Source organism: Bacillus sp. GB_SG_008 (genome assembly GCF_052038115.1).
Classification (GTDB): Bacteria; Bacillota; Bacilli; order Bacillales; family Bacillaceae_G; genus Bacillus_A; species Bacillus_A rhizoplanae.
Window position 1 is genome coordinate 183,675 of sequence record NZ_JBPZSK010000006.1, and the last position, 12,399, is coordinate 196,073.

Annotated in this window: 11 protein-coding genes; 3 read left to right on the plus strand and 8 right to left on the minus strand. The window is 33.9% G+C overall.

The features are described from left to right. Positions 1 to 74 precede the first annotated feature (74 nt). Together ACTDJC_RS16890 and ACTDJC_RS16895 are read right to left on the minus strand one after the other, a co-directional pair. Positions 75 to 3,590 carry a DUF4020 domain-containing protein gene (locus tag ACTDJC_RS16890; protein ID WP_440604132.1) on the minus strand — a complete coding sequence of 1,172 codons (3,516 nt, stop codon included), beginning with the start codon at positions 3,588 to 3,590 and terminating at the stop codon, positions 75 to 77. A 206-nt stretch (positions 3,591 to 3,796) separates the two neighbouring features. After that, complete coding sequence (locus ACTDJC_RS16895) at positions 3,797 to 4,042, minus strand: DUF2651 family protein (RefSeq protein ID WP_440604133.1); 246 nt, start codon at positions 4,040 to 4,042, stop codon at positions 3,797 to 3,799. A gap of 155 nt (positions 4,043 to 4,197) precedes the next feature. On the opposite strand from ACTDJC_RS16895, the gene ACTDJC_RS16900 reads away from it, so the two are divergent. Beyond that, entirely contained in the window at positions 4,198 to 4,647 is a 450-nt protein-coding gene (locus ACTDJC_RS16900; RefSeq protein ID WP_253629709.1) for a YndM family protein, read from the plus strand. Positions 4,648 to 4,889: 242 nt separating this feature from the next. On the opposite strand, the gene ACTDJC_RS16905 is transcribed toward ACTDJC_RS16900, so the two are convergent. The 3 genes from ACTDJC_RS16905 to ACTDJC_RS16915 form a co-directional block, all read right to left on the minus strand. After that, complete coding sequence (locus tag ACTDJC_RS16905) at positions 4,890 to 5,594, minus strand: YoaK family protein (RefSeq protein WP_440604134.1); 705 nt, start codon at positions 5,592 to 5,594, stop codon at positions 4,890 to 4,892. A 483-nt stretch (positions 5,595 to 6,077) separates the two neighbouring features. Next, entirely contained in the window at positions 6,078 to 7,103 is a 1,026-nt protein-coding gene (locus ACTDJC_RS16910; protein WP_440604135.1) for a DUF2332 domain-containing protein, read from the minus strand. 241 nt (positions 7,104 to 7,344) lie between these two features. Beyond that, the gene (locus ACTDJC_RS16915) at positions 7,345 to 8,676 is read right to left on the minus strand and encodes a D-serine ammonia-lyase (protein WP_440604136.1); all 1,332 of its coding nucleotides are present in this window, start codon (positions 8,674 to 8,676) and stop codon (positions 7,345 to 7,347) included. 184 nt (positions 8,677 to 8,860) lie between these two features. Between ACTDJC_RS16915 and ACTDJC_RS16920 the strand changes: the two genes are divergently transcribed. Then, on the plus strand, positions 8,861 to 9,415 hold the full coding sequence (locus tag ACTDJC_RS16920) for a helix-turn-helix domain-containing protein (protein WP_098307071.1): 555 nt from the start codon (positions 8,861 to 8,863) through the stop codon (positions 9,413 to 9,415). Positions 9,416 to 9,923: 508 nt separating this feature from the next. On the opposite strand, the gene ACTDJC_RS16925 is transcribed toward ACTDJC_RS16920, so the two are convergent. The 3 genes from ACTDJC_RS16925 to ACTDJC_RS16935 form a co-directional block, all read right to left on the minus strand. Continuing rightward, on the minus strand, positions 9,924 to 10,427 hold the full coding sequence (locus tag ACTDJC_RS16925; RefSeq protein ID WP_098307069.1) for a GNAT family N-acetyltransferase: 504 nt from the start codon (positions 10,425 to 10,427) through the stop codon (positions 9,924 to 9,926). A 146-nt stretch (positions 10,428 to 10,573) separates the two neighbouring features. Next, positions 10,574 to 11,095, minus strand: a complete 522-nt coding sequence (locus tag ACTDJC_RS16930; protein ID WP_440604137.1) for a cysteine hydrolase family protein — start codon at positions 11,093 to 11,095, stop codon at positions 10,574 to 10,576. Further along, positions 11,095 to 11,646, minus strand: a complete 552-nt coding sequence (locus ACTDJC_RS16935; protein WP_440604138.1) for a GNAT family N-acetyltransferase — start codon at positions 11,644 to 11,646, stop codon at positions 11,095 to 11,097. Before ACTDJC_RS16935 ends, ACTDJC_RS16930 begins: the two co-directional genes overlap by 1 nt. A 170-nt stretch (positions 11,647 to 11,816) precedes the next feature. Here ACTDJC_RS16935 and ACTDJC_RS16940 point away from each other — a divergent pair, with 170 nt between their 5' ends. Further along, positions 11,817 to 12,365 carry a DUF1572 family protein gene (locus ACTDJC_RS16940; RefSeq protein WP_440604139.1) on the plus strand — a complete coding sequence of 183 codons (549 nt, stop codon included), beginning with the start codon at positions 11,817 to 11,819 and terminating at the stop codon, positions 12,363 to 12,365. Positions 12,366 to 12,399: the final 34 nt, after the last annotated feature.

The following is a 12,399-nucleotide window of genomic DNA, read 5'->3' on the forward strand; positions in this document are numbered from 1 at the left end:
AAAGTGTTATTTTTAACCATGTCAACACTTTTTCATTATTTTTTAAAAATTCTACTCACACTGCATCGTATGTTTCATAATAACAAATGTGAATCATTTGCATTTCGATTGATCAATCCGATGCGCATCATCTCATTTTGAATACATTCAAATAGTGTATTTTCAAGCTTTGTTTCATCAAATATTTTCTGAAGATTAATGATTTCATTTTCAATACACTCTGCATCATTTAGCTTTGTTAATAAAACGAAAAATAAATTTGCATACACTTTAGGATTTTGATGAATTAGCTCACTTTTTTCCAGCATCTGTTTGAACAAATATTTCACTTCTTGTTTCTCTTTATGCAGTGAAGATATAGAAAAATACGATAAAACAGCTTCAATCCCTTTTTCAGCAATAGCATCCATGTGTAACACAAACCGCAGAAAGATGATATATTCTTTCCCTAATATTATACTCATTTTGGGACGTTCTACTAAAAAATCTGCAAGCCAGTCTTGCCAAAACTTTTGTTGTTCTTTTATACTTAATGTTTTTACATAGTAAGATACATTTCCGACAAACTTTACTTTTTCTAGCTCTTCTCCCTGTATAAAAAGAGTGTATAACCAATCTATTTGTTCATCCCAATATAAAATACACTTTAGAAAGACGAGACTCAGCCACTTCATAAATACTTCTTGTGTTTGTTCATTCAACAAATGTAAATGGCGAACAGCAAAAGCAATATATTTCTTTGTTTGTATAAATAAAGGCAAATTAATTTGAGTATTTACAAACCCAGCCCATGCATACTTTGTTTCCTCTTCATTTTTCTGCAAATCTAAATAAGGAATCATATGCTTTCTACACCATTGCTTCTCGATATGATAGAGAAATGTTAAATCAGCTGTGAGCCTAGCAAGCATAACATTTACGTAGTATGATTTTTTTCGCATCTGCTCTTCAAATACATACAAATAAGCATGTATATTTCGATCATATAGATGTTCATATGCAAGAAGTTTTAATAAAACTGCTGTTATTTTCCCTACCGGATGCTGAACAGCCTCATTGTAGTAGTCCGTTTGCTCTTTTCTTCCTCCTTGCTCACCTTTCATAACATGAGGGAACAACGAAAAAGCAAGCTGCTTTACTGCTCGAATTGTGTCTTCTTGAAATTCCTCTAACCGATTACTCTTTTCATACAGAAAACTACTAATAAGCCAATGATAAGTAGCATATCGTACAAATTGATGTAACAATGGTAAAATCTCTTGTATTTGCTCATTTGTTAATTTTCGATTATTGCGCCACTCCCTCATTAATACAAACCATACTTCTTTACTCACTTCTTTATATCTAACTAATTGATATGCAAGAGAAATACTCCATTGTGCATTTGTTTTACAAGCCTTGGAAAGCATTTCTAAAAAATGATGTTTCTCAAACAATCCTTCATGTGAATATTGAAGAACTTGCCTTACCATTTCTTCCTCTCTCATATGCAACAAACCATCTGCTGTTAAATTGCATGTAATCGGCTGTAACGTCCGCTCTTCTTGTAAATCCGGATACTTTCTCGATAAAAAATGAGGGAATTTCTGTTTCATAAATTCATATGTTTGTTTCGTAGACTCGTTATCTGGAGCGCACATGTAAAGCCAATCTATTAAGTTACAAGCCGCGTAACAAGTTTTTACTTCAAAGTGTTTCATTACGTTTTTTAACACTTTTTGTTTTGAAGATTCAGATGCCTGTTCATAATGATTCTTTAACAGTTGAAACACCTCATGCTTGCAAGAGTCTTCAATAAGCAATTTATGTTGTAATAACCATTCAATTTTTTCATTTTGCGTTCGGAACACAGTATGGTTCATACTATGCACTGCAATTCTCTTTTGCAGTGTGTTTCCAAATTCAAGCATATAAGCAATATAAAAATTTGCTTTATTTTCATCATGTGCACAAATATAATTCATACAATCTCTAACAATATTAATTAAAAAAGAAAATTCACGCGGCTGGCTATCTTGCTCATGCGGTTCGATTGCACTTCGTAATTCACTGATTGTATCATGGATTTGAAGGGTCTTTTGTTTTAGAGCTAATCTCTGTAATTTTTCTAATCCAATCTGCAAAATTGGTATAGCAAAATAAGAAAGATGCGGCTTTATTTTCACTTCCCATATGTGCTGCATTTTTGAAAAAGTTGCAGCTGACAGGTGATTTGTTTCCGCTAACTCTACAACATCTTGCGTCTCTTGTTCCCATTGCCGAAGTCGCTTCAATTTCAGTTTTCCATCTAATATACAAGTTAGTAAAAGAACCATAATTTCTTTATGCTCCGGGTACGTACATTTATGAAGTAAAGAAGGCAAATTGCCAATAAAAAATTCTTTTGCTTTCGCCTTTTCTAACAATAATAAAAGCCATTTTGCAAAGGAAATCGTATGTATCGGTTGTTCCATATCTACTAAAAACGTGCATATCGTATTCCATAACAAGGCCGATATCTTCGTATTATTTTTATACATTAACTGAAATAATTCATTTTGATGACTTAATAAAAAATGATCAACAATCCACTGTGCAAGCAACTGATCTTTCTCAGAAGTATCAGCTTCTTCTGAAAATAAATTCCGTAACTGCCCCTCTTTTTCTAGCCATTCCACCCATTCGTAGTCTCTTGCAAACTCTACAAAATATCGAAGTGTTTCAATCTTTTTTACAGATTGTTTAATATAAGACAGCTGCTCCTGCTCTAAAGATGGTGGAACCGTTACGATATCACGAATCCGTGTTCTTTTTGTAATATAATTATCACCCATTAGCTCTGCCCATCGCTGTACTGCTTTTGCTAATGACTGATGATTTTGCATCTTATTCGGATATACAATCGGCTTAACCCCTAAATGCTCCCAGTGATATGTATTTTCTCCATGAGCAACAAAGGCATACCTTCTCGTACTAGGTGGTAATCCAGTTGCTAAATACTTCATAACAGGGTCATTATGACTATAACCAATAAATAAAACGGTATAATTAGAAAATAGGTCTACTAAAAACCGCCTTGCCCATCCTTCTGTTAAGTAAGCCCTTCCAAAATCACCATCTGTCAAGATTAAATTTTCTTTTTCTTGTTCCACATTACCATGAATGTATGCCAATCCTTTAAAAGCTCTTCCAGTTGGAAGTGCCGGAGCATAATATATATTTACTTTACGCTTCGATTCCTCGAGTAAAGTTGTAAAATGTTGATCAAAATTTGTAGTTACAATACGAACATTTTCATCAGCTGCAAATAATTGTAAAATAGAATCATGCAATGGATTTGGCTTTGAATACGCTACATGAACAAGATTCTTAGCAATCTGATGAACATCTTTCGTTTTCGCAATTTTCCCAAGATAATAATCGTGCGGTTCATTTTCCTCACGCTTTTCTACATATAGAGCGTTCGCAATATAATCAACTAAGTCATCAAAATTCGGTAAGTTTGAATTACCTTTCATAGATACTCCAGCTCCAACAAATACCACCAATTTCCCTTGTTCGAGTTTATCAAATAATTCATCTGGAATTTCTACCTCTGAAGTAATCCACATCTCTATCCCTCCTTACCTAAAAATGTTAATTTCCTCTTTTTAATATAACATTTTTTGTGTTTTTTTAACATTCAGATAAATGAAGAGTGATAAAAATTTTTACTTTTAAAAATCAGTTCTACCTTTGAGAATAACATTTCATTTTCCTTTCAGTTCATTCAAAAATCCTTCAACTTAAAGTTAAACAGCAGTTCAAATCACTAAATTCATTTAGACAAAATAAATTTGAACAAAAGCCCTACCAATATTGATAAAGCTGAATATAAAATTACCCAATAGAGAAATGTTTCATTTGCATACATAATCATAAAGACTATTGAAAGCAGAAAAATGATTAAGGGCATAACAAATAAATTTTTTAACCCTACATAAGCGATTGCACTTAAAATTACCGTAACAACCGGAAACAGAATGAGTACTAAGAACATCGGATTGATTAATAATTGAGTCATTATCTTCCTCCTATTTAGGTATTTGAATTAGGTGTTTATCTTTTTTACAATGATACATTGTTAATTTAACTCCACCTTACAATTTGAACTTTAAATTTCCATGCATAAACTTCCTATTTTCATTCAAACTAAATAGAAAAAGAGAGGTTCAGATGATGAATCATATTACTATTCTGCTTATAAAGTTTGTATCCTGCATAATTGCTTTTGCAATTGGCTTGGATTTTTTCTTTGATGCAACATTTGTTGACATCTTTTCCTTCAGTCTATTTATCACGATTGCCTCGTATATGTTAGGAGACCTAATCTTCTTACCACGGGTGGGAAATACCGCTGCAATCATGGTTGATTTTCTTTTCACTTATATGAGTGTATGGATTTTCGGCAGCGTACTTCTAGATAATTATATGCAAATTGCTTGGGGAAGTATTTTATCAGCAATAGTAGTTACAGTAGCAGAAGTCTTTGTTCATAGTTATTTACTCAGTCGTATTTCTACTCAGCAAACAAGCAATAGAAAAGATATTAATTTCCACCGATCGCTAGCTTATGGAACAGAGTTTGCTGAAGAACAGAATGTTACAGATGCGAAAAAACGGAAATGATACATTTCGCACAGCTATTTACGATAATACTCTATCAAAGATAACAAAAAAGTGATCTCTCACAGGATCACTTTTTGAATTGCAATAAGTTATAGTCGTCAGTAGTTACTGACCTTAAATTCAATTGGAAAAATCCTGAGAACCATTATTTCTCAGGATTTTTTACCGAGCTACGATTTTTATGCTATCAGCGCGTTGCACTCCACATGAGGGATTATTAGAGCAACATTTTTTAAAAATTTTCATTTCAACGTTACGGATTTTCTCCAATAACCTCTATCTTTATGATACATAATAAGAGCAATCACTAAAATTCCAGATGCAATCCAAATAGATTTGATCCCTATATGAGTGGTGGAAAAAGTCCCTAACAGCACACCAAATATAAAAGAAACAATGATAACAAGAAATTCTTTAAATCGTTTTTTCTCTTCCTGATCATGTTCTTTGAATGCTAAATATGCTGCCTGCGTTGCAATTCGAAGATTACCTGTTGTCATCGTTGAATTGTAAGCCCACTTGTCTAGTTTATTAAAAGTAGAGATCTGTAAAGATGATACAAACGAAATACATACTGTTACCACTATGTTAGGTATACTTTTTGGCAAGATACCTACAATGATTAAAACAATACATTCTAGCATAAGAATAGAGCGTCTATAACTATGTAATAAATGCCTTATATGAGGAATCTTTACTACTTCTGATATTAAAACACCTAATATAAAAGCTAAAATAGGCGGGATATAAAGCAAAGCACTTCCCCATTCCCCATTAGCTGTTCTTATAGCGAGTAGTACTACATTTCCTGTCTGTGCATTAGCAAATACTCCGTCCCTGCTGATGAAAGTGTAAGCATCTAAAAACCCTCCAACTACAGCTAGCAAAACACCCAAATAAACAGAGTTTGAAGATAATGAGGGGATTGTACTTAGTTTGTCTTTCATATTATTATCTCCTTGTACCTTATATTCAAAATATTCATTTATAGTTAATATTCTATTTATACAAAAACAGCGTTCCTTTAAAATCCTTCACAGTAGAATAGCAATCCTTATCTTGATTTCGCTTTTCTTTTCTTTTTCCCATATTAGCTATAACAATGTATAACCATACCAAGTTTTTTTACTATAATCAACACAATTATTTAACATATTTTATTTGTTTCATTTCGTTCACATTTAAAGATGTTACTGTTATAACAGAGTATCAGCTTAACGGAAAATTATCTCCGGCATGACAGTTACTGATAACGTACAAAGCAGCACGAAAAGGATAGCTCTCTTTATCAAAAATAACCCCAAAAGTGTTCTTACAAAGAATCACTTTTGGGGTTACCATAAGTTATAGTCATCAATACTTATTAATTTAAATTTCAATTGGGAAAATTACGTCTATACCTATCTTAGTTACCCCTTCCGCCCTATACGCTACTTCAAGTTCCACTCAAACCATCTACCATGCCCATCTGTTTCTCCGATAGTTTGATTATATTCTATACCATTTAAAAAATAATCAAGATGAAGTTTTCTATCCCACATATTGTTGTAAATATGAAAAACATCTCTTTTACTTCCAATCGTTTTTATTTTTTCTATTAGTTCATACTTAGAACCTTCTGGTATTTGATTTGCAACGTGAGTATGGAAAATACAAATAGCAGTATCATTTGAAAGTTTTTCTACAACATTTGTAAGTAATGCCACTCCATCCCCTTCTACAAGTTTTACTGGATTCTCGATAAGGCATTTAGCTGCACTTTCAAAAAGCGCTAACCTTTCTTCATGTTCAGGCCAAATAAGCGACTTTAACCATAAATAATCTTCTGAATTTCCTAAATCACTAATATGTAAGTCTAATCCTACTTTTGAAGCTACTGGAGGACTAGATAAAAGAAATGGCGGCGTATGATTTCCTTTTATTTCAGATGTTATATGGACATTTGAGTCTTTATCTCCATAAACCTCATTTGTTCCATATGAATAACTATACTTGTCCCATAACAATTGCAGACCAGCACTTGTTCCAATTTCTATTAGTGATAAGGGCTTCTTTACAACGTTGTAAATATAGCAAAAAATTGGATATAGATAAGCAGAACGTCTTACTTCATTAGTCTGTACTAACCTGCTTTTTAAGATAGAAATAATTTCGTCTCTATACATTCGGCAAAAATCCTTAAAATGAATAAAAGAATCTTCTATTTCTCTTGGATGCTTAGTAATACTTGGATAATACTTTTTTAAAACATGTTCTTTTCCTTTTAACAATAGATAATGAACAGCCCCTAAAAATAAATTAGGAACTGGTTGCCCTTCTCGAGAATTTGCACATAACTCCATTAACTCATCATCTTCTGAAATCTTTATAGATAAATACTCATACAGTTTACTTGAACCTCTGCATTCAATTTTAGCAAAGTTCTTAAAGCGTTCAGATAGTTGAGATGTATTCAAATTAATTCCTCCTTACCAGTAAGAATTTTCGAAATTTTACAAACAAATCAATTATAACTGAAACTGATGTTACGGTAAATCACTATTGCTACAGTTTTGTTATGGCAATATATGAAACCATAAAGAAAACATAAAAAAACAAAAAGTACACCACTTTAGATAAGTGATGTACTCATACAAATAAGTTACTTTAATCTACAATAAAGATTACTTAAAAACTCTTCTTGATTTTATAAGTTATTTATCCTTTTTTATAATATTCTTCCATAATGTGAGGTGGAACCATACCTCCACCTGTTCCCCACATGATATGCGTTGCATGCATCATTTTTTCTTGCAGATGATTTTCTTGTATATATTGCTGTTGTTTGAACAATTGAACAGGTCCGTATACACTTGCCAATGCTGACGGCTCTAATTTGATTCCTTCTGTATCGACAAAAGCTTTTAATAGTCTATATAATTCTTGATCACTTACTGTGTAACATCCACTTAGCAACGGTTCAATTACTTTTCCAACAAATCCAGATGCTCTTCCTACCGCAAGGCCATCAGCTTCCGTCACATTATCAATGCCAAAGTCTTGGACAGAAATTTCATCGTGAAGACCTGTCAATAAACCAATTAACATACATGGAGAATGAGTTGGTTCCGCAAAGAAGCAATGTACATGATCACCAAACAATAATTTCAAACCAAATGCTACGCCGCCAGGACCTCCGCCGACACCACATGGTAAATAAACAAATAATGGATGGTCAGCATCAACAACAATATTTTGATCCTGCAGTTGTTTTTGCAAGCGAGAAGCAGCTACAGCATATCCAAGAAACAGATTTTTTGAATTCTCATCATCAACGAAATAACACATAGGATCCGCTTCGGCTTGTCTTCTTCCTTCTTCTACTGCTTTACTATAATCCGCTGCATATTCAATAACTGTGACATTTTTACTTCGAAGTAAATCTTTTTTCCACTGCTTTGCATCAGCGGACATATGAACTGTCACATTAAATCCTAATTTTGCACTCATAATGCCAATACTAAGCCCTAAATTCCCTGTTGAACCTACTGCGATTGAATATTGCGAGAAGAACGTGCGGAATTGATCACTATCTAAAATGGAATAATCATCTTGTTTATTTAATAAATGATGTTCTAAAGCTAAATCTTCCGCATGTTTAAGAACTTCATAAATTCCACCTCTTGCTTTAATAGATCCTGATATCGGAAGCTGACTATCACATTTTAGTAATAAATTCCCTACTATATGCTGCTCATACTCTTGTTCTAAATGTTGTTTCATAGAAGGCGTTGTCACTAAAGGAGATTCAATAATCCCATTCGTATCTTTTGTTTCAGGAAAGGCTTTCGCAATATACGGTGCAAAACGTTTTAATCTTTCCTCAGCATCTTTTACATCGTCTTTAGTAAGAGGTGCTTTTTTAATTCCGGTTTCAAACTCTTCTTTATTAGGATTGACCCAAAATACTTCCTCCGTCAAAACGAGTTGATTTAGTAAAGGGTGCTTTTCTTTTAAGATTTGTATAGCTGTGCTATCATACTTCTTCATTTGTGAATTCTCCCTTCTTTATCCTTATTTAATTAATGTTAGATGTTAGCATTTTAAAATTTAATTTTATTTATTATAATTAAACTAAATTTAACACACAAACGAAATTAATTAAATATATATTAATAAATTTAAATTAAATTTAATAAAAACCTTTAATAATTCATATACAAGGAGAATCAACATGAATGATATAAATGTCGGACAAAGAATAGCAGAATACCGAAAAGCACAAGGCTTGAGTAGTCGAGAACTGGCAACACTCGTCAATGTCACACCTTCTATGTTAAGTCAAATCGAAAAAGGATCTGCAAACCCATCCTTGCAAACCCTTAAATTAATATCTAACGCATTAAATATTCCTATGTTTAATTTCTTTTTGGAAGATACAAGTGCACAAAGCTTAGTTGTAAGAGCTGACCAACGAAAAAAGATTAGTTTTCCTGAAAGTGAACATTTGTCATATGAATTACTATCTCCAGATTTAACGGGAGCCCTTGAACTTGCTCTTATGACTTTATTACCTCAAGCTTCTTCTTCCGAAAAACTAATAGAGCATAAAGGTGAAGAAATCGCATTTGTTTTAGAGGGAACTGTTACTCTAAATTTAAATCAAGAAACATTAACTTTATACACAGGTGATAGTGTAAAAATCCCATCTTATATGAAGCATAAATGGGAAAATCCGTATAAGGAGAAAGCAGTAGTAATCTTTGCAATTACTCCTCCTACTTTTTAACTCCGCATGACATTGACTAATTTCGGCGAGAAGAACTGTGTAAGGACTTAATAAAAAACTAAATTTACTTATAAATAAGCATCATCTCTAGGGATTTATGTAGCTTTGAAAAAAAGTTTGATCAAAAATACCTCGCAATCCCAAATTTTACGATAAATAAACAGAATCCATTTTGAAAGAAGATTGTTCAAAATGGATTCTTCTAAGCAGATTTAAGTTTGGTTTTTATAAAAAAGTTTGATCATTTCTACCTATGTCGTTCAACAACCACGCCCGATTCTTGAAGATCGCCGCTTAAATCTTATTCAAGATAAGCACTCAGTTAGTGCAATAAGATTTTTGTCCAGCCACCTTTTTTTGTCACTACTTCAGCAGGAGTAAATGCTTCGTATTGGTTATAGTTTGTCACTATTTGGGTTATAAACCAGCCCTTTTACCTGTATCTGGATTCTCCCCTAAAGTAATGACCTTTTCTCCTTTTCCATAGTTTCGGAAAAGGTCGAAATCTCTAAAGATCGCGTACGTTCCAAACTATCTCACCGCGCTCGTCCCACGTGCTGTGGTGCCGCTCAAATCCTATCTTTTCTAGCACTCGGAAGGACGCAACATTCCAAGCGCCTACAGTCGACCAAAGCCTGTTGCGCCCGGTAGCAATCGCAGCGTCCAGGACCACGGATGCTGCCTCAGTCGCATAGCCTTTACGGTGAACGCTGCGGAACAGCTCATATGCGATCTCCGGCTCTTCAAGTGTGGAACGACCGATAATCAAGCCACAGTATCCGATGAAATCGCCTTCGTCTCGGCGGCGAATAGTGAGAAGGGAAATGCCATTTTCGACTGCTCTCTTGCGCATCTCGATAATCCGGCTACGGGCGGCGTCAAGAGTCGGCATGTCCACACCACGTTCACCAATTAGTTTTCTCAACCAGGCTGCATCGGATTCCTCCCACATACTCAGGTCAAGTCGTTCGGTTTTCAGCTGGAACGCCATAGGTTCAAAGAAAGCTGTCATAGTGGAAACCTCCTAGTTATGTCACTGCACTCATATATAAACGGTTGAACTTTGTTTTAAATCCACAATTCACTCTAAAAATGGTGGCTTAACTTTCATCAAAATACACTTAGATTATGAAATATTTCTCTCTACATACTATGTTTCTAATTTAACTTTATATCTTTTACATCTACTATATTCGCAAACCAGCCTAACACTTTATTGTGGTGCTGAATGATATCTTCTGCACATAATTGCTCTGAATCAAACGTACTATGTGCACCATGAATAAGTGTTACTTTATACCCTTCACTAAAGGCACGGCGAACGGTTGTATCTACACAATATTCGGTTTGCAGTCCACAAATGAAAAGATGTTTAATTCCTTTTTCTTGCAAAACTGCACGAAGATTTGTTTCATGAAAAGAATCAGGTGTTTCTTTTTCCGCTACAACCTCATTTGACATCGGAGTAATTTTAGAATGAATGTGCCAACCCGGTGTTCCTTTTTCTAGCGGATGACCCTCAGTTCCATTATGTTGTACATAGATAACAGGTATATCATGTGTACGACATTTTTGAATTACTTCCTGTAAATTTTGCAATAAGCCAGAGCGATTATGTACAGGCACACCTGCTGTATACATTCCTTCTTGCACATCAATTACTATAAGTGCTTGTTTCATCAACCAACTCTCCCCTCATTTTTATACTCCATCATCCAGCAATCTTCCAATACTCCTTCATGTAATTCATGTTTTTTCAACAATTTCACTTTTTGAAAACCACACTTTTCATAGCAACGAATTGCTCGTTCATTTCTTACCCTTGGATCCATCGCAATTGCGACTGCACCTAATTTGTTACTGATATATGTAATTACAGCTTGCACAAGCTCTGTACCAATTCCTCGGTTCCAGTATGCTGTTTCTCCAATAAATTGGTCCATCCCCCATACATTCTCTTTCTTACCATATCCATATAACGCTTTCCACTCTGCATCTAAAGGATATATTTGTACATAGCCAATAGCTCGGTCTTTATATTCCACAATACACTTTTTCTCTTTATCTTCAGAACTACTTATATAACGCTCTCGAACTTGTTCTACTGATTGTGGTTTGTCTCGCCCTTCATAAAAACGTAAAACTTCAGGATTTGATAACCAGTTTGATAATGTTTGAACATCATCTTCCGTTATGTATCGAATAGATAGCTCTCCTTGTTGAAATAACATATGATTACTCCTCTCTTGCAACATTACTGTATTCGACTTATAACGAAACAACCCTTCCTTATGAAAGAAAGGGCTGCTAAGAACTTTATATTCCACTACGTTCAAATAAAAGGTTACAACAGGTAAATATCGAATCCTTTATAAAAGTATTTTTTAGGTAGGTGTTTATAATGGGAATTGAAAAAGAGTATTTACGCTGTGTATTAAAAACATTTCATTCTATGAAAAAGTTAGGCGAAGATGCTATCGATCAATTAAGTTATGAAGAACTCCATATATATCCGAATGAAGAATCTAATAGTATCGCCATTATCATCAAACACATGTGGGGAAACATGCTTTCTAGATGGACTGATTTTTTAACAACAGATGGGGAAAAATCAACTAGAAACCGTGATGATGAATTTACTGGGGAATTTCCCTCTAAAGCAGCCTTATATGAGGCATGGAATCAAGGATGGAAAGTTTTATTTACAACATTGAATAGTTTGAAAGAAAACGATTTAGAAAAGACAATTCATATACGCGGAGAGGCTCATTCTGTAATTGAAGCTATTGAAAGGCAAATATCACATTATTCCTATCATATTGGCCAAATTGTATATGTAGGGAAGTTACTTAAAAATGAGAAATGGAAATGCCTTTCTGTTCCTAGAGGAAAATCGATTGAATATACCGAGAAACTCATGAGCAAACATAAAAATCTAGAGAATAAATGAAAATCATACTTTTGGGACAATCAAAGGTAAAAAT